At 34.7% G+C, this 24965-nt stretch carries 16 protein-coding genes; 6 read left to right on the top strand and 10 right to left on the bottom strand.

Annotated elements, in window-relative coordinates:
- Nucleotides 1-14: 14 nt before the first annotated feature.
- Entirely contained in the window at nt 15-1976 is a 1962-nt protein-coding gene (locus tag B7C41_RS18240) for a cadherin repeat domain-containing protein (protein ID WP_143764471.1), read from the top strand.
- Between the two features lie 15 nt (nt 1977-1991).
- On the opposite strand, the gene B7C41_RS18235 is transcribed toward B7C41_RS18240, so the two are convergent.
- The 3 genes from B7C41_RS18235 to B7C41_RS18225 are packed head-to-tail and all read right to left on the bottom strand — an operon-like array spanning nt 1992 to nt 5312.
- Nucleotides 1992-3104 carry an acyltransferase family protein gene (locus B7C41_RS18235; RefSeq protein ID WP_085300413.1) on the bottom strand — a complete coding sequence of 371 codons (1113 nt, stop codon included), beginning with the start codon at nt 3102-3104 and terminating at the stop codon, nt 1992-1994.
- A 5-nt stretch (nt 3105-3109) separates the two neighbouring features.
- Nucleotides 3110-4327 carry a glycosyltransferase gene (locus tag B7C41_RS18230; protein WP_158089161.1) on the bottom strand — a complete coding sequence of 406 codons (1218 nt, stop codon included), beginning with the start codon at nt 4325-4327 and terminating at the stop codon, nt 3110-3112.
- A 10-nt stretch (nt 4328-4337) separates the two neighbouring features.
- Complete coding sequence (locus tag B7C41_RS18225) at nt 4338-5312, bottom strand: polysaccharide deacetylase family protein (RefSeq protein ID WP_085300411.1); 975 nt, start codon at nt 5310-5312, stop codon at nt 4338-4340.
- A 229-nt stretch (nt 5313-5541) separates the two neighbouring features.
- Here B7C41_RS18225 and B7C41_RS18220 point away from each other — a divergent pair, with 229 nt between their 5' ends.
- Both B7C41_RS18220 and B7C41_RS18215 read left to right on the top strand, forming a co-directional pair.
- On the top strand, nt 5542-6561 hold the full coding sequence (locus B7C41_RS18220) for a hypothetical protein (RefSeq protein ID WP_085300410.1): 1020 nt from the start codon (nt 5542-5544) through the stop codon (nt 6559-6561).
- A gap of 23 nt (nt 6562-6584) precedes the next feature.
- Complete coding sequence (locus tag B7C41_RS18215) at nt 6585-7643, top strand: FemAB family XrtA/PEP-CTERM system-associated protein (RefSeq protein ID WP_085300409.1); 1059 nt, start codon at nt 6585-6587, stop codon at nt 7641-7643.
- 402 nt (nt 7644-8045) lie between these two features.
- Here the strand turns inward: B7C41_RS18215 and B7C41_RS18210 are convergent, their stop codons facing one another.
- Entirely contained in the window at nt 8046-9197 is a 1152-nt protein-coding gene (locus tag B7C41_RS18210) for a GNAT family N-acetyltransferase (protein WP_085300408.1), read from the bottom strand.
- Nucleotides 9198-9312: 115 nt separating this feature from the next.
- Between B7C41_RS18210 and B7C41_RS18205 the strand changes: the two genes are divergently transcribed.
- Together B7C41_RS18205 and wecB are read left to right on the top strand one after the other, a co-directional pair.
- Nucleotides 9313-10401: a glycosyltransferase gene (locus B7C41_RS18205; RefSeq protein WP_085300407.1), complete on the top strand. Its 1089-nt coding sequence runs from the start codon at nt 9313-9315 to the stop codon at nt 10399-10401.
- A 33-nt stretch (nt 10402-10434) separates the two neighbouring features.
- A complete protein-coding gene (wecB, locus tag B7C41_RS18200) occupies nt 10435-12705 on the top strand; it encodes a non-hydrolyzing UDP-N-acetylglucosamine 2-epimerase (protein WP_085300406.1) in 2271 nt (756 codons plus the stop codon).
- A gap of 316 nt (nt 12706-13021) precedes the next feature.
- On the opposite strand, the gene prsT (B7C41_RS18195) is transcribed toward wecB, so the two are convergent.
- The 5 genes from prsT (B7C41_RS18195) to B7C41_RS18175 form a co-directional block, all read right to left on the bottom strand.
- Nucleotides 13022-15637, bottom strand: a complete 2616-nt coding sequence (gene prsT / locus B7C41_RS18195) for an XrtA/PEP-CTERM system TPR-repeat protein PrsT (protein ID WP_085300405.1) — start codon at nt 15635-15637, stop codon at nt 13022-13024.
- A gap of 103 nt (nt 15638-15740) precedes the next feature.
- A complete protein-coding gene (locus B7C41_RS18190; RefSeq protein ID WP_085300404.1) occupies nt 15741-16607 on the bottom strand; it encodes a PEP-CTERM sorting domain-containing protein in 867 nt (288 codons plus the stop codon).
- A 354-nt stretch (nt 16608-16961) separates the two neighbouring features.
- On the bottom strand, nt 16962-17966 hold the full coding sequence (locus B7C41_RS18185) for an NAD-dependent epimerase (protein WP_085300403.1): 1005 nt from the start codon (nt 17964-17966) through the stop codon (nt 16962-16964).
- Between the two features lie 126 nt (nt 17967-18092).
- A complete protein-coding gene (locus B7C41_RS18180; RefSeq protein ID WP_085300402.1) occupies nt 18093-19436 on the bottom strand; it encodes a UDP-glucose dehydrogenase family protein in 1344 nt (447 codons plus the stop codon).
- A 164-nt stretch (nt 19437-19600) separates the two neighbouring features.
- Nucleotides 19601-20455, bottom strand: coding sequence for a ThiF family adenylyltransferase (locus B7C41_RS18175; protein ID WP_085300401.1), 855 nt, complete (start codon nt 20453-20455; stop codon nt 19601-19603).
- Between the two features lie 288 nt (nt 20456-20743).
- Here B7C41_RS18175 and prsT (B7C41_RS18170) point away from each other — a divergent pair, with 288 nt between their 5' ends.
- Nucleotides 20744-23485, top strand: coding sequence for an XrtA/PEP-CTERM system TPR-repeat protein PrsT (prsT, locus tag B7C41_RS18170; protein WP_085300400.1), 2742 nt, complete (start codon nt 20744-20746; stop codon nt 23483-23485).
- Between the two features lie 542 nt (nt 23486-24027).
- Here the strand turns inward: prsT (B7C41_RS18170) and B7C41_RS18165 are convergent.
- The gene (locus B7C41_RS18165; protein ID WP_085300399.1) at nt 24028-24846 is read right to left on the bottom strand and encodes a PEP-CTERM/exosortase system-associated acyltransferase; all 819 of its coding nucleotides are present in this window, start codon (nt 24844-24846) and stop codon (nt 24028-24030) included.
- Nucleotides 24847-24965 lie beyond the last annotated feature (119 nt).

The following is a 24965-nucleotide window of genomic DNA, read 5'->3' as shown; positions in this document are numbered from 1 at the left end:
TTTGTGGAGGTTTTTTGAAGTATTTATTAACTTTTTTTTATTTTATGCTCAGTTTTTTACTGGTTGCATGTGGTGGCTCTGGTGGTAATGAACCTACAGCTATTACACCTAATAATGCACCGTTAAGTGAAATTGTTGATCATGATAACATGCCTAATACTGTAAGTGACTTAGTTACGATAAACAATACAAGTGTAGGTATTACTGCCTATGCTTCTGACCCAGAAGAGCAAGTTAAATATAAATTACTTGATTCTGCAGAAGGTCGATTTGATATCCATGAAACAAGCGGTGTTGTTTATGTGGCAGATCATCTTTTGCTTAATGCGAATTTGAACCCATTTCATTCAATAAATATACAAGCAACTAGTACAGACGGTTCTCTGCAAACGAGAGTATTTACTATTACGGTTACAACCGAAAATAGTCCTATAGGCATGCTCGTTGACATAAACACCCTTCCTAATGAAGTTCTTGAGGGCGGAAGTAATAAAACTGGCATAACGGCACATGCGGTTGATCCCGATGATCGTGTGACGTATAAACTATTAGAAAATTCATCAGGAATGTTTCAAGTAGATAATGGCTCTGGCGAGGTTACAGTCACAGATAATCGTTCAGTGAATGCGCGCACACAGTTAGTTCATGAAGTTGAAGTTGAAGCGAATAGCACCGATGGCTCAGCGAGTAAGAAGAAATTTAACATTGATGTTCTTCATAATTATGATAATAACATTTCGAATGTAAGCGAGTATAAAACTCTACTCGATTGGGACAATGGTTCGCAGCAAGCACTAGATGGATGGAGTTGGTCTGACGATATTGTTTATGGCTTGCCAGGCTGGCTTCTCAATGCAGATGGCCCTCTTAATGGAGGGAGTGACTATCGTTGGGGTTGGGGAGCTCGTTCCTTTAATAAAGGTGATTATGGAAAAGAAAATTCAGCAATAATTACTACCGTAGATATTAGTCCATCATCAAATTCAGGAGGGAGTTTACAAGTTTTCGAAACTGAAGGTAGTACCGATCATAGAAGTACATGGTGGGTTTGGTATGACGGTAAGCCATTATCTGAACGAGATATTACGTATGCTAAAACAGATCGCATGAGTTTCTATCTTAAGACCGAAGGAATGAATGCCTTAAAAGATGATGGAGGAAAGGAGAGCATCGGAAATAATTTTCATATAGGCACCTACCTATGTTGGCAAACTGGCGAAGCTGCATATGGCACCGGCGATGGCTGTCCGTATGAGGGAGAGGGAAATCAACATTACTATCATTATCTAGCTATTAATTCTGGAGCATGGATTCATGTTTTATTAGATCAGCACCCACAGCATATTAGAGATGGAAATAGCACACTTAAAAACAATCCTACTTGGGACAATTATCAAAAGAACTATTTTGAGCAGCTAAGCCAATTTTATTTTGAAATACGCAATAAAGAAGACATTAAAACTAGTTTTAATGTTGATGAATTGAGGTATTTCAGCTCTGAAGATATGGTTGAAACCGAGCAGAACGATGAATCAATTACTTCGTTATGGGTTGGCTATTGGAAGGATAAGGGAGTATGGGAAATAGGGTTTCATGATGAGTCTTATCAAATATATAATGATGATTATAATTCTACATTCGAGATTAGATGGTCGGTTTCCCCCATTACCAATGCAAACTTTGCACAAGCCGAATTAATTGATCCTATGTTTTACAATGGTATTGAGCACGCAGGAAAAGATGCAGAGCATTTAATTAGACGTTCTAATGGTTGGAGTTCAAATGTTTGGACTCGATTTAAGCTGCCAGATGAGGTTGAAAATAATTATGTAAAAGTGTTTTTTGCGGTAAAAGACGTGTCTATTAAAGGCGAGCACATAGGAACAAAATGGCCATACAACAAAGGTGACGGCCATGATGCTCCAACAGCTAACATTAAAATTATTGATTATTATTTACAAGCACCTAATCCATAACTAAGCCTTGTATACCTACTTTTTATCAATAGAAAGTGGCTTTTCAATAGTAATGTATAGGATAAATGAGCTAATTAGGGTGATTATAAAAAATATTGGCAAAATCAACCAAAATTGATAGTCAAACTGCTCGGCTGCGGGAATTATCATTGTCATAAAAAGAAATAGTGCTTTAAGAGTTATTCCGTGTATTAGGTAATATGAGTAACTCATATTACCTAGCCAGCGTAAAGGGGAGAAGCTAAGCCATAATGCTGACCCGTTATTAGAGGCGAATGCTTCTAAACAGAGAAAAAAGAAACAAACGAAGAGTATTATTACTGATAATGTTGGAATACTCGGTATTTCAGAGGAAAAGTGATAAAAGAGCATTGAAAAAATTAAAGATAAAGTGCCAAAGAAGTTAGGCAATTTGAATGATTTTTGCGTGTATACTTCATATAAAAGAATACCTGAAATAAACATTAATAATCTCGTATAGTCAGCTGGGTCACCAAATATTTCGAATAATAAAAAACCAACTACTGAAACGCTTAACCAAAACGTCACTCTGTTTTGAAAACGCCATGCTCTCATTTTCAGTAGCCCGAGTACAATAGGTATGGAAATATAATAAAAAACTTCAAAGCTTAGTGACCAAGCAACGGTAATGATGGCTTTCACCTCAAAAATCCCTGGCAATAACAACAGGTTTTGGATTATAAATATAAACTTATCTAAGCCACTATCCGGTAGTTTACTCTCTGCAGGGATTAAAAATGATAAAATAAGGTAAATAGTAAAAACGACGAGGAATGTTGGGTAAATTCTAACAAGTCGCCTTTTAAAATATGGAATAAACAGCGTTTTTGTTTTTTTAAGTAATGTTCCGTAAATTAAAAAACCGCTTAATACAAAAAATAAATCAACGCCAATATTACCTACATTTTTTAATATATAGAGGAATTGTGCTGAAATTGTATCGGTCATGATATAAGGTTCAAATAAAGAGCAATAATGAACTAAAAAAACTAGAAATACAGCAAGTCCTCTTAAGCCCTCCATAGGTTTTAAAGGAGAGTGGTTGCCATGTGCTATTTCTAGTTTATTGATGTACCAATTTGTGTTCGGCATATATCTTTTTTTCATGTGATTTACAGTTTTTTTATTGGTAGGATATTGGATAAAATACGATCGAGACTCCGAGCTTTTTCTTTTCTTGAGTGTCTTAGTATTTTATCTTGTTTCGTGATTTTACAAGTTTTTCTTATTAGCTTTACTATTAGTTCTTCTATTTCATGCTGACTTTCAACTATATGACATAGAGGATTGTCCATTGCTAATTGTGCCGTAGCACCCAATTTATCAGTTTTTATTATTAAAGGTTTACCTGTTCTAAAGTACTCAAATATCTTTCCTGGTATTTGTAAATTAAACCTCGAATCTTGGATAAGAAGTAGTGCATTTGCACGAGTCATATTTACTAATGCGAGTAAGAAAGAAGTTGGTTTAAGGAAGGAAACAATGTGATTTATTTCTAACTTTTTTAGTAAGTCTGAAAATTCTTTACCGTCACCGGCCCCTTGAAAAATAAGTTCAAAGTTATCTTTAGATAAATGCTGATGACTGTTTAAAGATGCAATAGCCTGAAAGATAGGTCTTGGATCTCGACCATTTGGATATAGCCCACCTGCATAATAAAGACTAAATTTATGTTTATTGAAAAGCTCAGGGTGAGATGCTTCTAACGCTTTTGCTTTAATGAAGTTATTCTCATCGTAGCCATTCTCAATAACTTCAAACTTATCGTGGCACTGGTAATGGGACTGATATAACTCTTTTGATGCTTGCGTAGCAAAGACCAATTTTTGTGCGTTTTTAAATGTTAAATTATCAATCTTTTTGTGCACCTGATCTAGCCACTTCCCATTTGTTGTATGAATATAAGGAGCAGGATCACGATAATCGGCAACCCAAGGCTTATTGCTATATTTAGCCAAACTATTTGCAATGATATTCGCACTAGGCGTTGGGAATGTTGACCAAATAACATCAGGTTTATGGCGCTTAACGATCTTTTTCCCTAGATTTATCGCAAAAGGGATCCAAGTTCCCCAGCGGTCAGGAGTTTTCATCCAGCTTAGATGTTTACCTTGAATTGATAGGTGCTTATGTACATCTAATGCTGTTGCTCGATAAACAAATTGATTATCATTAAGTGTCACATCAGAACCTTCATCTACTAATGGGTAAGCTTTTGATTTTGAAGTTAATAAAATTGTTGTCCAGCCGAACTCGTTCAGGTATTCAAAAAACTTCAGTGTTCGTTGAACTGAAGCAGCATTGCTTGGTGGAAAATCAAATGCAACCATTAATATTGTTTTAGACATGTTCACCTGCTATTTTAGCTATGGATAAAGCGAATAAGGAAAGTTGTTTTCTATAAGGCATAAACCGCGGGATAGAATATATATTTGAAAGTGAAGTAGCACCACCGTCATTAGTTGAAAATGCAGCTTTAAATTTCATGTTTTTAGCTATATTACAATGTTCAGACGTAAAGTCTCTTTCAAATAAGCCATTTGGAAAAGCAAAAAATTTAATCTCTTCGTTTATAATCGCTTCTAGTTGATTCTTATTCATTAATAATTCTTGTCGACAATCGTTATTCGTTTCGGTAGTTAATATAGTATGATTGTGTGTGTGCGCGCCTATTGTGAACCCTTTCTGATGAAGCTTTTGTACCTGGGCTGTTGTCATCATTGTGCGCTTAAACTCAATGTTACCTAGTTCATGGGCTAATTTTTTTAATTGGCGTGTTCTTTTTTCATGGCTTAGAAACTTTAATTTACTAAGTAACAACTGAAGCGCTTTTACTTTTTCCATTTTATTACTAATTGTTATTTTTTCTCCGATAATGTCCGCTGATATTAGTTTTATCGATGTATTATCTAAAAGCTGTTCTACTTCATCATTCCATAGGTAACCTTTTTCAATGCCGCTGGTTGAAATAAAAAAAGTTGCAGGGCAGTCATTATTTTTCAGTATAGGTGCGGCGACAGTATAATTATCTTGATAGCCATCATCGAAAGTAATCACTAAAGCTTTCGGTGGCAAACATTGAGTTTTTAGCAATTCAATTGCTTCTGGTAAAGCTAAGATATTAAAATGCCTTTTTAAGAATTTTATTTTTCTATCAAATTCAGCTGCAGTTATATCATCTTGATGATATCTATTTTTATATTCGAAAACATGATGAAAATAAATGGTAGCTAAAGGGTTTTCTTTGAATTTAATTCGTGAGCGCCAGTACATTATTGATAAAAGCAAATTTAGCATATTTGGTATAACTTCCATTTTAAATCATCGGCAATTTTAGATATTTAGCGCTTCCCAGTTTAATCTATCAAGTAGTATTTACAATTGTTGTTTTAAAATAAACGCGAGTAAACTACCTTAAGTAGTAGTGACATTGTTTTGTCTACTACTAAGTATTCAAGGGGATATTCATTGAATTGGCGATAAGCATTGTCTAAATTATCTATGGATACTCAGTTTATATTTACTAAACCTTCAGAGTGTAGAAATGAAAAATATAATTTTTTTGTTATTTTATTTTATAACTCACTATTGTTGGGCTGAGCATGTTTTTGTTGACGGAAAAGAATTTTTTTCTTTACAAGCAGCAAAATTAGCGATCAAAGATGGTAGTCGAATATACCTAAAAGCTGGCATCTATACTGAAGGAGTCTATTTAAAAGCGAATAATATAGAAATTATAGGTGAGAAAAATGTTGTTTTTGATAATGCGGCTATTGATGGGAAAGCTGCGCTAGTTTTGGCTGGCAACGATGTTTTAGTTGAAAGTGTAGAATGCAGGAATATTCACGTAAAAGATTTAAACGGTGCTTGTATTCGGTTTGAAGGCATCAATTTAACGGTACGCGATCTATATGCTCATGATAGCCAATCAGGGGTAATGACTAACTATAATGATGGTTTTTTAAAAATTGAGTATTCAACCTTTGAACGTTTAGGAGGGAAGGCTAAAGGTAAAGGGTATGCGCACGCTATTTATGCCAACGTGGGTGAATTTAGCTTTTTTGAGAGTAAGTTGCTCTCTATGGGAGAGGAAGGCAGCGGTTTAAAATCTCGCTCACGAAAAACAATTGTAATGAGCAGTTTACTTGCAACATTAGATGGTAAGGATAGCCGTTTGATTGATGTAGCTAACTATGGCGAGCTAATAATCAAAGGTAGCATTTTACAACAAGGTGATAATAGTTCTAACAGTCAGCTTATCGCGTACGGTTTAGAAAACCGTCCGATTAATTATGCTATTAATAAAATTGAAATTACAAATAACCTATTTTTGTTAGATCGTGATAAAGCAAATGTTATAATTGCCTATAAAAAAGCGAATGATGTTTTGATCGAAAATAATGTAATGATAGGCGACTTTTTGTATCCAAATGAATTTAGTAAAAGAAATCCTTGGTATATTAGTAGAGAAAAGGCAAAATTACGTCCATACCCGTATTTACCCAATATTTCAGAATTAGGCCAGCTTATTAACATCATTGGTATTGTTGGTGAACTAAACTAACACGGAAGAGAAATTTAAATATTATGTCGGAAACTAACAATTTAAGTATTACCATTCACCTTCTTGATGCTGACAGTATCCAACTTTGGGATGGTTATGTTAGTAATCATAGTAGTGCTTCTATCTATCATCAATCTGCATGGAAAAGTTTGATAGAAGAAACTTTTAACCATAAATGTTACTATTTTTACGCAATAAATCAGCATAATAAAATATGTGGAGTACTACCTAGCGTAAATCTAAAAAGTAAACTTTTTGGCAATTATATCGTTTCAATGCCTTTTTTTAATTATGGTGGTGTACTTGCTGATAATCAAGATATTGCAGATAGCTTAAATGCGCACTTACAACAGCAAGCTAGTGATAATAACGTGAGCCATGTTCAATACAGAGAAAAAACCGAGCGAATAAATAGCACTATAGCCGTAACCACTGATAAAGTTAATATGGTTTTAGCTTTACCTGAATCGGCAGAAGCATTAGGTAAACTAATTGGCTCTAAGCGTCGCTCACAAATTAAACGTCCAATTAGAGAAGGGGTTGAGCACAAGATTGGTGGTATAGAGTTGTTAGATGATTTTTATGCTGTTTTTTGTCAGAACATGCGTGATCTTGGTACACCTGTTTATGGTAAACCCTTTTTCAAAAATATTTTTAAAACTTTTAGTGATAATGCTTCTTTAGTTGTTGTTTATTGGCAAGGAAAACCTGTATCTACTGGTTTCCTTATCCGTTATAAAGATCGCATGGAAATACCTTGGGCGAGTACACTTTCTTACGCTAACCGTATTTCAGTTAATATGTACATCTATTGGCAAATATTATCTCATGCGATTGAGAGTGGGTGTTCTGAGTTTGACTTCGGGCGTTCAACAATTGATGCCGGAACTTATAAGTTCAAAAAACAATGGGGTGCAGAGCCTCAACAATGCTACTGGTATCATTGGATACCTGAAGGTGGAGAGCTGCCTAATTTATCCCCTAGTAATGCTAAGTTTGATCTAGCGATTAAAGTATGGAAAAAATTACCACTGTTAGTTGCTAATACGTTGGGCCCTTTTTTAGTGAAAAATTTACCTTAAAATATAATAGTTCAGAATGAATTTTTATAGCTCTCTGATTTTTAGGGGCTTCGTCAGCTTTAATTGAGCCGAATAATTTTCAGAAAAATAGTTTTTCTATTTCCTCCATCGTTGAATAGCTTTTTTCTAAACGTTATCTGATAAAACTTATGTAATATGGCTTTATAGGCAACTCATTTAAGCACTAGTTTGGGGTATTTGGGGCGACTGAATTTTCAAGGCTTTAATGCTTGGCAACTAGTATGTAGCATGAGAGTTACCTTTCTAGTTTTGGTCAAAATTTCAAACGCTTATCAAAAAAGGTAACCTCCAACTTACGAAGTTGATGCTTCAGAATAAATCACAGCTAATACATATATAGCGCTAAGCTCAGGATGTGAAAATGTTTTGCATCAGCGCTTACTATGTTAGTAAGCGTTTTAATCTATCTTTTAAACGTATTAATAACCTTTCAATTTTGAATTTAAATAGTTTCTTTTGTATTACTATATAAGAATGATCATCCTGATAGTTTGATAGTGACTTTTTATATCTTGCTTCTCCTGCCAGAAAATCATATTTTTCAATCAAGGGTTTGTTTTCGAGTAACCATTGAATAAATAGTGCATGTAGATTCAATCCCAATTTTATACGGTTATCCGCAAATGGTTTTAAGGCGCTTAAATAAAAGTAAGCGCACTTGTCATCAATAAAACAATACAAGCAGCCAACTAGTTCTTCGTTAATATTCAAACTTGCAACAAGAGTTTCATTTGTAGGGTGTACTTCATTAATTAGATTTTGATGAAAGCTGGTAAAGTTGGTATTAATAAAGCCACTAGGAGTATTTGTTTCTTGCCATTTACTAATATGCCAATGGGCAGAATTTCTTAATATTTTATTTTGCTGTGTAGGATCCTGAATAACAGAAAATTCATATTTCCCAAGAGTAGATAACAGTTTGAGACTTCGGTTAATTTGCTTACGAGTATTTTTAGATAGTAATGACAAATAACTTTCAATGGTTGAAATGCTCGTTAAGTTAATATAATAACCGTTCTCAGAATGTATGATGAATTTCTTGTACTTTAACGTACTGGGCAATGTGAATTGATCTAACTTGTTATGGTACATTGCAATAATAAACTCATCCACATGACGATGTTTCAAAAGTAATGATTTCCATATAGCTTGTGTTATTAATTCTTGATTTTCATCTGTCGTTAAAAAGTCATTATTTTCAATCCATATTTGATCATTGTGATTAGTTCCACTTCTATGTAGAAACCATTGTGTACTCTTCAATATGCCGTGACGAGTGATCTTTTGTTCAGAAAAAATACCTAAACCGATTATCTGCTCGTTTTGTCGCGCTTCTACTAATATTAGTTTATTGGATGTACTTACTTGTTCTAACCAAGGTCCTATCCATTTCCAACTTAAAAAGAAAAACGAAGAGGATTTAGCTTCTAATGTTAGCCATTTTTCTTTTAAAAATTTGATTTGTTTCGCTAAAAGGGGTTTGACGGTAACTTGAATGATTGGAGGATCAATTTGTTTGCTTTTTACATTCAATTTAGATACCTATTACGATAATATAGTCATACTTATGAATCTTACCTTTTTATTGTGTTGCTAGTTTATTGGAATGTAAAGCATAAATATAAAAGTAAAAGGCTGATATTTGAAAATGACAAATAAAGTTGTGCACCTTGTCTATAGTTTCGGCTGTGGAGGCCTTGAAAAGGTCATTGCTAATTTAATTAACCATTCTTCCAATTACGATGTTGAGCATGTGCTTATATCTTTGACAGATGATATAAGTATGATTAATCAGGTAAATAAGAAGATTAAGGTGTTAATTCTTGATAAAAGACCTGGCAATGATATCAAAACACATGTGAAGTTATTTTCTTTATTGAAAGAACTTAGGCCCCTAGTAATTAATACATATAATTTCGGCACAATTGAATATCATTTAGTAGCAAAAATGGCCGGCGTACCAATTCGTGTGCATAGTGATCATGGCCGGGGAGGTGATGACCCTGCAGGTAAGAATAAATCACATAATATGTTTAGAAAATTTATTGCTAATTTTATCACTGAATATATTGTCGTTTCCTATGATTTGTTCCAATGGATCTCGAATGATATTAGGGTGAAGCGATCAAAATTGTCTTTGATTTTTAATGGTGTTGTCGTTCCTCATAGCGAAGAGTTTGTGGGTGACAAAGTTAAAACCTTCGTAACAGTAGGTCGTTTAGATAAAGTGAAAAATCAGCAGTTGTTGATTAATGCTTTTGCACAGGCCGTTACGACGATCCCCGATTTTGAGCAATGTACTCTGAATATAGTCGGAGATGGTCCATTGCTCAATGAGCTACAGCGACAAATCGAATCATTGAAGATGCAAGAACACATACATCTGTTAGGGTTTAGGGATGACATTACAGATATTCTGAATAACTCTGATGTCTTTGTTCTGTCCTCTGTTTATGAGGCCATGCCAATGACTATTTTAGAAGCTATGGCTAATAAAACCCCCGTTATATGTACGAATGTTGGCGGTATTTCTCAATTCATTACAGAAGAACAAACTTGGTTTGTAGAGTCTAATAATTGTGATGCGCTAACCAATAAGCTAAATGAAGTAAGAGAAGATAATGAAAGTCAATTGATTAAGGTGAATAATGCTTATCAGTTGGTTAAGGAAAAGTATGCCATGCAACAAATGGTGAAAGCGTACATGGCTAAATATTCTATAAAAAAGAAAATTTAAGCTCAAACATATACAGTAGAATAGGAAATAGAAATGAAAGTAGGGATCATCGTTGGCACACGTCCAGAAATTATTAAAATGGCACCAGTTATAAGGGAATGTCATAAGCGTGAGATTCCTTATTTTATTATTCATTCTAATCAACATTACTCTGAAGAGATGGATAGTATATTCTTTAAAGAATTAGCATTACCAACACCACATTATAATTTAGGTGTTGGTTCAGGTTTACATAGCAATCAAACTGGTAATATTTTGATTAAAATGGAGCCAATATTAATAGATGAAAAACCAGATGTTGTTTTGGTTCAAGGTGATACCAATACCGTACTTGCTGGTGCGCTTGCTGCTTCTAAATTAGATATTAAAGTTGGCCATATCGAAGCCGGTTTACGTAGCTACGATCGTACCATGCCAGAAGAAACTAATCGTATAATGACTGATCACATTAGTGAGTATTTGTTTGCAGTGGGTCCGAACCAGCAAGCTATTTTGACGAAAGAAGGTATCGCATCAAATAAGATACATACAGTTGGTAATACTGTTTCAGATTCTCTTTTTCAGCATTTAGAAATTTCGACAAATACAAGTACAATTCTGAATGATTTAAAGGTTGAAGCAGGAAAATATTTTTTAGTGACTGCGCACAGAGCTGCGAATGTTGATATAGCTGTAAATTTACTTGAGTTATTGGAGTTATTTGACCGTTTGCACGCTAAATATAGCCAACCAATCATTTGGCCAATTCATCCTAGGACTAAAGCAAAATTAAAAGAATTCAATATAACTGTCCCTGAATATTTAAAATTGTTGCCACCTATTGGTTATTTAGATTTTATTCAGTTGCAAAAACACGCCCAATTAATTTTGACTGACTCTGGCGGCATACAAGAAGAAGCGTGTTTATTAGGTGTTCCATGTATCACATTACGTGAAAACACAGAACGACCTGAATCAATAGAAGTTGGTGCTAATGTATTAGTAGGGAGAAATGCCACTAAGGCACTTGCGGCCACGGAAAGGTGGTTATCTGACACTAATATAACCACTACTTGGGATAATCCATTTGGCGATGGACATGTAGCAGAGAAAATTCTTGATATTATTGTTGCTGATAATACTGAGTTTGTTGAGCTGCCTATTGTGGCTAAAAATGAAACCTTAGCCGTAATTGGTATGGGATATATGGGGTTGCCTATTTCAAGCTTACTTGCACAAGCGGGCTATTCAGTAACAGGCGTAGACCTAAGTAAAGAGAAGGTCGACTCTATAAACAGAGGTGAATGCCCTTTTGATGAAGAGGGTATGCCTGAGTTAGTAAAGAAAGTTGTTGAACAAGGCTACCTAGTTGCTTCAATGAGTATTCCGTCGAGCGAAACTTACTTAGTTGCGGTACCTACCCCACATAAAAATAAGCAATGCGATCGTTCTTATGTATTTTCAGCTATTGATGCTATTGCTAAAGTGGCTAAAAACGGTCAAACAGTGATTATTGAGTCTACTATCTCACCGCAAACTTCTTTAGAAGTTGAAAAAAGATTAGAGGCTATTGGCCTGAAACTTGATGTTGTGCATTGCCCTGAAAGGGCTATTCCAGGGCAAACACTATATGAGCTAGTGCACAATGATCGGATCATTGGAGCCTCAAATAGTAATGCTCAACAAAAGGTAAAAGCAATTTATCAAAGTTTTGTAGAAGGTGAAGTTTTTTTAACTGATTTAACAACTGCGGAATGTGTTAAATTGGTTGAAAATACCTCGCGCGATGTAGGTATTGCTTTTGCTAATGAGTTGGCCCAAGTTTGTGAAGAATTAAATGTCAATGTAAATGAGGTGATTCATTTAGCTAACCGCCACCCTAGAGTGAATGTATTAAACCCTGGACCAGGAGTTGGAGGGCATTGTATTCCTATTGACCCTTGGTTTTTAGTAGAGAATACTAAAGCGGGAGAGTTCATTCGGTTAGCACGAAAGGTGAATGATGAGCGGCCCATTATTGTGGCTGAAAAGGCGTTAAAACAACTTAAAAGCATCAACGGAAAAAAAGTTGGTATTCTTGGTGTTGCTTACAAAGCCAATGTTGATGATTGCAGAGAGACACCGGCATTAGCAATTCTCAACCACTTAAAACAAAATGGCGTTGAAGTTAAATACCATGACCCTTTCGTCCCTGAATGGGAATGTGAGCGTGTTTCGTCAATCGATGAAATTTCAGCTGACTCGGATTTACTCATACTTGTTACCGGACATACGTGCTATGTTGATATAAAAACAAAAAAACCTTTGTTGGATACTAGTACTTAATCGTTGATTTAGATGGTTTTGTTTAATAACAGAGCCATCTAGATACTTCTTAAATTCTTTGCTTCTATATTCTTTGTTTGAATGAATTCTAAAGTGAATCTATTGATTGTAAAACCTAGTTTAATGATGGGTAGGTGTGTAGTCATTTATATAATTTGAAATAAGTAAAGATTCGTTTTTTTGTTTTAATTAGAACAAGGTTAAAAATTTTTTCTAGTAGAATTATTCTTATTCTTATTTTGGTTTAAGTCATTTCAAACACATAATTTTAATTTGTTTGAAATGACCATGGAAAATGCAAGTAAATAGTGAGCTATTACTTTGTTTCTGAAGCGATTTTAGCTGCGGTATCTAGGATGTTTTTGTTTTTTGGATAATATTTAACAGCTTGTTCAATATAAGACTTTGCCTTCGCGTATTCTTTTTTCTGATAAAAAATCCAAGCTAAATTATTTAGTGCAATACCATTCTTATTATCAATAGTTAACAGCTTTTTATACTCATTAATCGACTTATCTCTATCTGTATTAAATAGATACTCAGCATAAATATTTATGAATAATAAATCTTCAGGAAATTTTATCAAATGCTTTTTGACGAATTTATTAGCTTTTTCAGATAGTTGCGTTCGCATATAAGCATTGTATAGCATTGTCGCCGTGCGAGAGTTATTCTCTCGTTCGTATTCTTTTTCAAGTAACGGTGTAGCCTTGATGTACTCTTTTAGCATATATAAAGTCTTAGCTAAAATTCCTTTATATATTGGATTTTGAGCAATATCAGTATTTTTATAATTACTGAGAATATCCATACCTTCGTTTGCTCTATCTGCATTTGTTAAGTATTCTGCGTACAGCAAGTTTATGCGGGGATCATCATAAGTTTGGTTACTTTTAAATTTTTCAATATCAGTTATTATCTCAGAGTATAATCCTAGAGTTTCCATTGTTAGTATTTTTTGTGTGAAAACGACAGTATCGGTTGGCGTTAGCTCTAGAATTTTATTATATGTAGCGATAGCTTCAAGCTTATTTTTCTGTTTTAAGTGTGAAATCGCCATAATATTATACTTTTCAATATTATCTGGATTAGATGCATATTGCTTATTTGATAGAAGCTGTAATGCTTGCTCAAAGTTCCCCATTTTGTAATGACTTTTTGCTAGTGTTAAACTTAGTGTAAAATTTTCATCTTCTTGGGCCAAAAGTTTTTGAATAAATGTATTCGCTTCAGTGTTCTTATCAAGTGCTGCTAAAACATGATATTTGCCAACGATAGCTTTTATATTTTTAGGAGATAAAGTGATAATTTCGTCGTATGCTTTCAGTGCGTTTGCATAATTTTTTTGACTAAAATATTTTACAGCAAAATACAACTTCGCAGAAATAAAATTCGGGTCGATTTTTAACACCATTTTATAAATATCGCTGATTTTACTTTTATTTTTCATTCGCTTTTCAATTTCAATTAAAAGCAAATAATTACTTATATTTTTAGGCTCTTTGCGTATCCACTCTTCAGCCGTATTTCTAGCTTTCGTTAGTTGTTTATCTTGGATTAAAGAAGCCAATATCATTGTTCTAGCTTTATGAATGTCAGTTGCAGATATAGCCGTATCACTTGTAATACTTTGTATTGTTTCTTCTAAATCTCCCAATGAAGATCGATCCCCAACCGCATACTTCAATCGACTGATTTCTATAGCTAAAGCAGGCGATGAAGCTTGAGAGACATGTAATCTTTTCAATAGCTCTGAGGCTTGTTGAGTTTTATTTTCTGCTAATAAGGAGTGTGCTGCGGTTGCTATTAAGGCTGTATCTTTTTCATCTATGGGTTCTTTATTTAGTGCTGAATAAGCTCTATCGTTATGTCCCAACTTAAGCTGGGTAGCAATTAAAATCTTTTTAGCAGGATGTTGTTGAGGCAGGTTCTTTGCGATCGATGTTAAATATGAATAAGCATTCTCATACTCGCCTAGCTGATAGTATGTTATACCTGCGATAAGTTTAGTTGCATAGTCAGAAAAATTTGATGCGATGGTTTTTTCAATTGCCATTTTGGCAGCTTCAAAATCTCTCATAATCATGCTGTTTTTAGCAAAAAGTAAATTAATATAAGGTTGAGTTGGGTACAATTTTAGTAAGGTTGTCAACTGTGTGTTTGCAATACTATTATTTCCGGCTTCAATATTGCTTTCTGCCGCATAAATTCGAGCAATATCAAATTTAGGTAATAGGTTAGATACATGTTGATAGCTAACGGCTGCATTTTTAAAGTCTTTAAAAGAAAATTGTGATTTTGAAAGCAGTAACCAAGTTAGCCAGTTGTCTTGGTTGTTATTAGCCAAAACTTTTAATTGCTGGATACTTTGCGAAATATCTTTAGTTTCTATATTTGGGGACATTAACTGCAATAGAATAAGCGCCAGTTTTTGGTCATGTTGTGCCTTATGTTCAATATCGCTGGCAAGCCTTTCTAACTCGATAATTCCATCGACTTTTTTCTTCTGTGAAAGTAACGATAATGCATAGAAAAGGTTAGCCTTATATAATTCTTTTTTCTCTAATTTTTGTTTATTTTCGTGCCATAACTTTTCAACTATAAGATGTTCGTTTTGGAGATAATTCACTTGTATTAAAGGGACAAGCCACTTATCAGCCGAAGCACCAAGTTCCTGTGCTTTATTTAATTCTTTTGCTGCGTAGGCTAAATCGCCAAGCCTTATATACAGCTCTCCTAATGTAGCTCTTAAGCTAGCGTTGTCTTTTTTTAGAAGAATTGCATTTTTAATTAAAATAATTGCTTTGTTGAGCTCTCCATCTTCTATGGCTTGACGTGCCATCACTTGGCTTTGCTCTGGGGAAGTGTTTTTTTCACATGCGCTAAGTAAGATTAAGGATATTATAATTATTAGAGTGTATAAGTTCTTCATGATTTGATTCCTTCAAATATATTCTTACTACGTTAGCATATGACAAAGTTCAAGACATAAAAAAAGTGACTCGAAAGTCACTTTTTTAATTATTTGCTCTTGATTATGCTTTAGTTTTTCTTCTTAAACCTAAGCCTAATAAACCTAAGCCTAAAATAGCAATTGACGTTGGCTCTGGAACTGCGAAAACAGCTGAAAGGTTAAGATCTGTATCACGAGTTAAATTTGCACATGTTGCGTCTTCACATGTTGGTAAAAGGTTAGGGTCTACGTTGAAATCAGCTCTAAAAGATATTTCTTGAGCTTGTGCTACTGCACCACCACTTTGTGCTAATTCGTAAAAAGTGTAGCCAGAATCATCAGTAAAGAAATTATCTACAAGAGAGCTTCCGCCCGCATACCAACTATAGTCAACGGCAGCATCAAAAATAACACTTGGACCACTAACTTGAAATCCAGAAAGATTCATTTCTAATACTTTAGTACTTGTATTAGTATTTTTATTTCTAAAGAAAAATTCAAAAACACCACCACTGTAAGTTGGAATGATAGCATCAAATTGATCAATAACATCGTCTCCGTTACCATCTAATGTACCATCTGCTAGTAGTACATTTGCAGCGCCATCAACGAAACTTGCAACGCCAGATAACGAATATGAGAAATCTAGTTCCCAGACATCACCGTAACCAACTGTTGGGCCTGAGCCTAATAAAGGTGCAAATTGACCAATAGTACCGAAACCATTATCAGTAAAAGCAAGAGTTGTACCTATAAGGCCTGTCGCCTCATTGCCTTGAGCAATAGTACCATCATTTACATATACAGAAGTTACCGGTAAATCAGTAGCACCTAAAGAATTAAATGGTGATGTTGTACCAAATGGGTTGGTAATTGTAATAGGATCAGCGCTTGCAACGCTAGACACGATTAGTAAAGCAGCTGTTGTATATAGTGTTCTTAATTTCATAATATTTCCTTTAATGTAAATTAATTATTGATCAACACTGCGTTGGTAAATTCTTTAAAGCAATGTGAGTATCATTATCTAATCATACTAAAAGCAAACATAGTGCCAAGTTTTAATTGTTTTTTAAGTTATTGTTTTTTAGTGTTTTATTTGTGTTTTGCTTTGGTTTTGATCTTACGGATCTTTTATGTGTAAAAAATATCGACATAATTTTAATCTGATTTTACATGGTATAACTTTTATACTATTTTTACGTTATTGAAGGGGGAAACAGGTGGTTCATAGTATGTTTAGACTAATACAACTTTATTTAGAATAACCACACCATTTGCTGAGTGTGGTTATTTAACTCTGTCACTGATAGAAATCTTTATACCAGCGTACAAATTTTTCTACGCCATACTCCACACTAACAGAAGGTTTATATCCAGTTACGGTGAATAAATCATCTACATCTGCATATGTTTGATAAACATCACCGGGCTGCATAGGCATTAAATTTTTGTTTGATTTTATGCCAAGAGATTTTTCTAAAGACTTTATAAAGTCTAACAATTTTACTGGATTCCCGTTGCCAATATTAAAGATCTTATAAGGTGCGGAGCTACTTGCAACTGAACCACTTTCTACATTCCAATCTACATCCTTTTGAGGGATAATATCTTGTATACGAATAATACCTTCAACAATATCATCAATATAGGTGAAATCTCTCTGCATATCGCCGTTATTATAAACATCAATACTTTCGCCATTAATTATTGCTTTGGTAAATTTAAATAAAGCCATATCTGGGCGACCCCAAGGACCATAGACAGTAAAAAACCTTAGACCTGTAGTGGGAATGTTGTACAAATGAGAGTATGTGTGAGACATCAATTCATTTGATTTTTTAGTTGCAGCATAAAGAGATATAGGGTGATCGACACTATCAGATGTTGCAAAAGGTGTCTTATTATTTAACCCGTATACTGAACTTGAAGAGGCGTAAACTAAGTGTTCAATTTCATTATGTCTACAACCCTCTAATATCGTCAAATGCCCAATAAGGTTAGAATCAGCGTAAGCCATTGGCTTATCAATTGAATATCTGACGCCTGCCTGAGCTGCTAAATGTATTACACGATCAAATTTTTGCTGAGAAAATAATTGAGCGATTCCCTCTCTGTTGGCAAGATCTATTTTAATAAATTTAAATAGAGTATCAGTTTTTAGTTCAGCTAATCTAGCCAACTTTAAATTGACGTCATAATAATCATTTAAATTGTCTATACCGATAACCTCATGGCCTTGTGAGGTTAAACGTTGAACTACATGAAAGCCAATAAAGCCAGCAACGCCAGTAACTAGATATTTCATTATTTTCTCATTTATCTGGTTCCAGGTTATGGTAATGCTGGAACGATATTGTGAAAGACGTTAAATTTCTCAATATTTTCATATTGAGAAATTATGCCTTTGATGTATGCCTTTTATTAACTCAATCTAGCTAGTTTTTTGAACACTTTCACCACGTCCAATGCCATAATAAGCAAAACCACGTTGCTTCAATAAGGCGGGATCGTATAGGTTTCGGCCATCAATAATGACTTTATGAGCTAAAGACTTTTCAATTAAATCAAAATTAGGTGCTCTAAATTGGCTCCACTCTGTACAAACAACTAATGCATCAGCGTTGTTTAGCGCAGACTCTTTGGTGCCCACTAAAGATAAGTCATCACGCACACCATAAATGCGTTGGCATTCTTCCATGGCTTCCGGGTCATAAGCTTGAACTTTTGCACCAGCCTGCCAAAGAGATTCCATTAATACCATTGATGATGCTTCTCGCATGTCATCAGTTTGGGGTTTGAATGATAGCCCCCAAACTGCGACCGTTTTACCAGCTAGTTCGCCGTTGAAATATGTACTTAGATTTTTGAACAATTTTTGCTTTTGTGCATAGTTAACAGACTCTACAGCTTCTAGTAATGCAGGTTTGTAATCGATACCTTGTGCTGTGCGAACAAGTGCTTGTACATCTTTTGGAAAGCAAGAACCTCCATAACCACAACCAGGGTAAATAAACTGGTAACCAATGCGAGAATCTGAACCAATACCATGACGTACTGCTTCGATGTCAGCCCCTAATAATTCAGCTAAATTCGACATTTCATTCATAAATGAAATCTTAGTTGCTAGCATACAGTTTGCTGCATATTTAGTGAGTTCAGCAGAACGTACATCCATGAATATCATGCGATCATGGTTTCGATTGAACGGAGCATATAATTCACGCATCTCTGCTTGAGCAGATACACTGTCGGTACCTACCACAATCCTGTCCGGCTTCATGCAGTCATTTACAGCAGCGCCTTCCTTTAAAAATTCAGGATTAGATACAACATCGAAATCTATTTGTAAGTTCCTACCTGTCAAAACTTCAGCTACTTTGGCTTTTACTTTGTCAGCTGTTCCTACGGGAACAGTTGATTTATTAATAATTATTTTTGGCTCATCCATGTGCTTTGCTATGGTCTCTGCTACAGCCAGTACGTATTTTAAATCGGCTGAACCATCTTCATCAGGAGGTGTTCCCACAGCAATAAATTGTATACTGCCGTGTTCAATGCCAGCCTTGGCATCAGTGGTAAATTTTAATTGACCATTTTTATAAGTTTCTTGAACTAGTGGGGTTAGGCCAGGCTCATAAATAGGAATTAATCCTTTTTCAAGGTTATCTACTTTATCCTGGTCTATATCGACACAAACTACATCATGTCCAACTGACGCTAAAACCGCTGCTTGGACCAAGCCTACGTATCCGATACCAAAAACTGTAACTTTCATTATTTTCCTTAACTTATTATTTTAGCATTTGAATGACATGCAATTAATTTATGGCTTATATGTTGTGTAATAACTTAACTGCAATATAGCCTGTGTCTCATAGTGGTAATAGGGTATTCTGACAAATTTTGATAGCCATTCCAAGAAAGAAATGATGTAAACAATTATTTTGCTACGATGCGTTTAGCTATTTTGAACATTACTCTTGGTATTAAGCCGGCATTACCAAATGGACGCCATGTTTTTTTATATTTATTTCGATATGCATCAAAATGTAGGCCATAAGGCGCAGTGATTATCTCACCTCTACCTAATAGTATTTTAAGAGCATAAGTTTCAGCTATACCTGCACAAAGGTTCACTGCCATAGGGGTGGAAGGACCACGTTTTTCTTTGAAACTTACGCGACTCTCATCAACAAGGTAAGAGCGTTGTAACATAGCTGGAGATAAGCCAATAAGGAATTGAATCAGTTGATCGTTCTCAGTTTTCTTATCTTCAAAACGAAAGTACTCTTCGTAGGTCATTTTTCCTGGCATAAAGCATAAAAAAGCTGCTCCCATGCCTAACGGCGCTGCAGTAATAACCGGAATATTCTTTTCGTAACACTTTTTAAAAATAGTTTTTCGAGCTTGAAGGGCAAAAAAATCTAGAGCGTCAACATATAAATCTACACCTTCAAGAAATTCATCCACATTATTTTCGAATATTCCTTCGGGGAAAGATTCTATGCTTGCTTCCGGGTTGATGTCATGAGCCATTCGCTCCATCACGTCTACTTTTTGCTCCCCTAACGTAGACATAAAAGCACCAGATTGACGATTGAAATTGTGTACTTCAAAGTCATCAAAATCTGAAATATTAAAATTAGCCACACCAAGTCTGGCTAATGTTAGTAAATGTACGCCACCGACACCTCCTGCTCCTGCTATTGCTACCTTTTTACTGCGAAGGATCTGCTGCTCATCTTCGGTCACCCAGCCAATATTTCTGGAAAAAGCAGCTTCGTAGTTAAACATTTAATACTCCTTAACTTAATCTAATTGTGTAATTGATGGTTGTAATAGGACCCGACTCAATGAATGAAACTCTAATTATACGTTTTGAATATTGCATTAAGCAGTCTTGGTTGTTCTAATATTATTTTAAAGTGAAATTAATGCTTTATCATCATAGCTTAAATATTATATTGTTGACTTACTATTTTGATAGCAAAAGTAATCGAAAATACGTCATTAATAATACCTTTTATTAGCAATAAGGTGTGCTTAGTTATTGACTATTAATAAGAACAACAGGAAAGTTAAATGAATTTTTTTAGACCAATAATATTTGTTAGTGTTGCCATAATGCTATCAGCGTGCGTGAACGATGAATCCGCACAAAGCTATATCATTAAAGCTGAAAAATTAATTGCTAAAAAGCAAGATAATGCTGCGATTATTTCATTAAAGAATGCGATTAAAGTTGACACTAAAAATGCTCAGGCTAGGTTTTTATTAGGACGTTTATATCTGAGTACAGGTGATGCTGAAAATGCTGAAAAGGAATTAGAGCGAGCATATAGATTTAAATACGATATCGATAAAGTGATGCCTTTACTGGCCAGAGCATATATGTTGACTGAATCTGATGCAGATATTCTTGCTCTTCAAGACCAAGAGGAGACACTGTCTCAGTTAAGTACTCAATATCTCGCATATAAAACAATGGCGGCAGTACGAACGGGGAATGACAAACTTGCTCAAGTAACAGTTGATTCTGCTTTGTCTATTTCGGATGGCTATAGCATGCTTGCGAATGCTTATTTAGAGATTTCGAAGCAGAATACAGGACATGCGAGAACACTTGTTGAACGTATTTTAGAAGCAACACCCAATAATGTCGATGCCCTTATGTTGCAGGGGCAGATAGCAACAGTTGAAAAAAATTATTCTCTAGCTGTTGATAGCTTTAAGCAATATCAAAAGTTGCAACCCAATTATGGAAAAGTACAACTATTCATTGCTGATTCTTTGATTAAAAATGGGCAGTATAAAGAAGCTGAGAAAATTGCTGACGCTATTTTAGCTAAAATTCCTAACCAGCCCTTCTTACAATATATTAAGGCAATGGCGCGTTTTGAAGACAAAGACTACCAAGCTGCAAGTAACCTTGCAAATCAATCAATAAGTGCTGGATTTAACTCTTTTAGCTTAAAATTGGTTGCAGGAGCAAGCGCATACTATTTGAAGAACTATAAACAAAGTTATAGTTTTTTGAAAGACTTGACTCCCCATCTTCCAGTGGACCACTCTGCGCAAAGAATGCTTGCATTAAGTCAGTTACAATTAGGGTTAATTGATGATATTAGCGAAACACTCTCTGACTCGGATGAAAAAATTAAAAAAAATGCACATTTCTTATCAGTGCTAAGTTATGAATTACTAGAGGCAGGGGCTTACGATAAAGCACAAGAAATGGCTGATTATGCCGCGAACTCGAGTAATATTTCTGCTGAGGGAACAGCAAGAGCTGGTATTTTAAAGTTAATGATGAATGACCCCTCCGGCATTGAAAAGTTAGAATTAGCATTGCAACAAAACCCTGAATTGATTTCCGCAGAACTTGCACTGGCTTTTGCATCAATTAAATCAGGGGATCTAGCGCGAGCAAGCAAAATATCGAATAAATGGTTAGAATTATATCCAAATAAAGCGGGAGGATATAATTTGCAAGCAGCCATTTTTTTCAAGAAAAACAAGTTGGAAAAAGGAAAAGTTGCTTTAGAAAAAAGTTTACAATTAGAGCCAAATAATGCTTTTGCTTTAACCAAAATTGTGAAGTTGGCTGCTTACCAAAAAGACGTGAAACAAGCCAAGTTATTAACCGAGCAGGCATTAAGGTCTCATCCAAATAATATTGAAATTCTTTATCAATATTTTGAGTTTCATAAAGACGAAGCGGGTTTAAAGGTTATAACTAAAGCGCAGCAAGATCATATGGACAATGTTAAATATGGTATTTTATTAGCTGATGCACTTATGCAGTTAAATCAATTCAAGCAAGCTAGTAATGTATTAGATAGTTATCAGCTAAATATAAAAACGCCGAAACGCTATTGGCAGTTGGTACTTGCTGCTAACGCTAAGCAACCGGAAGGTAAAGATGTATATTTAATTTTGAATAAATGGCATAAAAATAACGCTTATCATATCGAGCCTGTATTTTTACTCGCTAATTATTGGGCTAGTAAAAGATCGCCAGATAGAGCATTAAAGATTTTGGAAAAGTCTGAGAAAATACACCCCAGTAATATAATGATAAATTTGTTGAAAATGCAAATATTATTGAGAAACTCCCGTGTATTCGACGCTAGGGCATTGCTGGATGATTTGAATGAGCTTGATGTTAATGATGACTTGATGGCAGGAATCGAAGGTCGAATTTTTTTACTTGAAAAAAAGTTTGCTAAGGCTATACCTAAACTTCAACAACTATATAACGTGAAACCGACGAGTGGTAATGTAACTTTTCTTGCCAGAGCATTAGAAGCTAATAACCAAAAACCGCAAGCAATTGAACTACTGGAAAGATTTTCAAATAAAGAAAAAATCGGTAAAAAGATTGATCTAAGGGTAAATTTGAGTCTAGCTGATATGTACTTATCAAAACATAAAAGTAAGGCCATTATGGTTTACGAGCGACTTGCCAAAGCTGCACCTAATAATATTGTGGTATTAAATAACTTGTCTTGGCTTTATATCGAACAGAAAAAATTTAGGCTGGCATTAAAGCACTCAGAGCAAGCTTATGCGCTTAATGCTAAAATGCCTAGCGTAGTTGACACTTATGCTTATGCTTTGTTGAAGTCTAATAAAAAGAGCGAAGCACTAATAAAGGCTAAAGAAGCATATGAATTATCTATGAAAAAAGATGTAGATATTGCATTAAACTTTGTTGAAATATTATTAGCAAATAATAACGATAAAGATGCTCAAGGCATACTGAATGATATAACCGCAGTAACAGCAGCACAAAAAGAGAAGAAGTTACTATTATCTCGATAATTTATTTGTGCAAATAATCTATTACCTCCGACTAAACCTTGCATCTCATCTCGATATTTTCCCGTTTTGATTAAAGTGTCGGACTTTAATCAAAACGAAAAAGGTAACTCTCATATTACATACTAGCAACCCAGCGATTCCAACCATTATATACAAAGCATGTTTAATGAACCTAACTGAAGATCTCAATAACACTCGAGGGCTTGACGAAAACGGTGCTATTTTGAGACGTAAATATAAGATTTTCCATTACTTTTTATATTAATTGATGGATATAGTGAATATGCAGAGCATCGTGATTATCAGTCGCATCTTGTGATTAACGATATCGGCTATATGAAAAAAAGCGATGCCACCATAGGAAAACAATGAAATAACCCAGTAATGCAAAGTGCTGTGGGCGAACTTTGCTAGATATTTTGCTTGATAGAAAGTGAATTTGGAATGAAAGTAATTTAGCTCGAACTTAAGCTGAAAAAATACACTGGCTCACTGCTAGACCAAGTATGAGCCACTACAAATAAAAACATTTTTATCCTCTGTTAATTTAACCGTCTTAGTTGACTACAAATATCACGTTCTATAGCGTTATATAGGCATCTAAAACCTGGCGTTAAGTTCTCCATAAAAATGGTGGGGTTGATGTAATAAGGTGCACGCAAGCCATGATAATCGATAGCATCACCTAATTGTATGAAATTTATACCGACAAACTTCATACTACGGGCCAGTCTAGGCTCCATCATCACATAAACATGTTTAACTCCAGTTTCTATACTCATAGTTGCCGCCGCCATATATAGGCCAATAGCAATAAAAGGAAAACAGCGGAGTTCCGTTTCAGAATAGCTTGTTTCGCTAATAGCACCAATAGCTGAACCTTTAAACTTATCGGCTTTACGTCGTCTAAAGTCAGCTTTTACTGCTAGGCGAGATATTTCTGCTATTTCATGACGGGGAAAGTTACTTGGATGTAGTTCTTTATTTTGAATGGCTGCCATACAATATTTTTCTATCGGTAGTAATTCATCGTCGCTTATTGACTTTACTACCCTTACACAGCTAGTGTATGTTTCTGTTGGTTTATGTTTAATCATAGAAAAAATAGATTGAGCATCGAATTCGTCTTGCTCTTTCCCTTCATCTTTTACTTGTTCAAAAGCTAATTCTTCACAATAAACATTATGGCGAATACGAAATACTTCATCTCTAAGCTCATCGTTGATTGCTACTTCAGGCTGTAAAAATTGAGTGAAGTGCTCAGCAATATTCATTGCGTCATGATTAACTTTCATTGATGCAAGTCGTTTAGCGACATTTCCAATTACCGGCGCATTTAGCAATTTCTTGCTCCAACTCATTATGACCTCAGCTTTCTAGCGTATTATAAAGGTTATGTATTGATACCATTATTACTTGTTTTTAATCTAGTTATACAATTAATTTAGCATGTTATACATAATTATAGAATATATTAGTT

This window comes from Cognaticolwellia mytili, assembly GCF_002104475.1.
Lineage (GTDB): Bacteria > Pseudomonadota > Gammaproteobacteria > Enterobacterales > Alteromonadaceae > Cognaticolwellia > Cognaticolwellia mytili.
This window is presented reverse-complemented; position numbering and strand designations above follow the sequence as displayed.

Excerpts from the sequence above, each read along its gene's own strand:
- B7C41_RS18235 (WP_085300413.1), bottom strand. The coding sequence starts at position 3,104 with ATGAAAAAAAGATATATGCCGAACACAAATTGGTACATCAATAAACTA.
- B7C41_RS18230 (WP_158089161.1), bottom strand. The coding sequence starts at position 4,327 with ATGGTTGCATTTGATTTTCCACCAAGCAATGCTGCTTCAGTTCAACGA.
- B7C41_RS18225 (WP_085300411.1), bottom strand. The coding sequence starts at position 5,312 with ATGGAAGTTATACCAAATATGCTAAATTTGCTTTTATCAATAATGTAC.
- B7C41_RS18220 (WP_085300410.1), top strand. The coding sequence starts at position 5,542 with ATGAAAAATATAATTTTTTTGTTATTTTATTTTATAACTCACTATTGT.
- B7C41_RS18215 (WP_085300409.1), top strand. The coding sequence starts at position 6,585 with ATGTCGGAAACTAACAATTTAAGTATTACCATTCACCTTCTTGATGCT.
- B7C41_RS18205 (WP_085300407.1), top strand. The coding sequence starts at position 9,313 with ATGACAAATAAAGTTGTGCACCTTGTCTATAGTTTCGGCTGTGGAGGC.
- wecB (WP_085300406.1), top strand. The coding sequence starts at position 10,435 with ATGAAAGTAGGGATCATCGTTGGCACACGTCCAGAAATTATTAAAATG.
- prsT (WP_085300405.1), bottom strand. The coding sequence starts at position 15,637 with ATGAAGAACTTATACACTCTAATAATTATAATATCCTTAATCTTACTT.
- B7C41_RS18190 (WP_085300404.1), bottom strand. The coding sequence starts at position 16,607 with ATGAAATTAAGAACACTATATACAACAGCTGCTTTACTAATCGTGTCT.
- B7C41_RS18185 (WP_085300403.1), bottom strand. The coding sequence starts at position 17,966 with ATGAAATATCTAGTTACTGGCGTTGCTGGCTTTATTGGCTTTCATGTA.
- B7C41_RS18180 (WP_085300402.1), bottom strand. The coding sequence starts at position 19,436 with ATGAAAGTTACAGTTTTTGGTATCGGATACGTAGGCTTGGTCCAAGCA.
- B7C41_RS18175 (WP_085300401.1), bottom strand. The coding sequence starts at position 20,455 with ATGTTTAACTACGAAGCTGCTTTTTCCAGAAATATTGGCTGGGTGACC.
- prsT (WP_085300400.1), top strand. The coding sequence starts at position 20,744 with ATGAATTTTTTTAGACCAATAATATTTGTTAGTGTTGCCATAATGCTA.
- B7C41_RS18165 (WP_085300399.1), bottom strand. The coding sequence starts at position 24,846 with ATGAGTTGGAGCAAGAAATTGCTAAATGCGCCGGTAATTGGAAATGTC.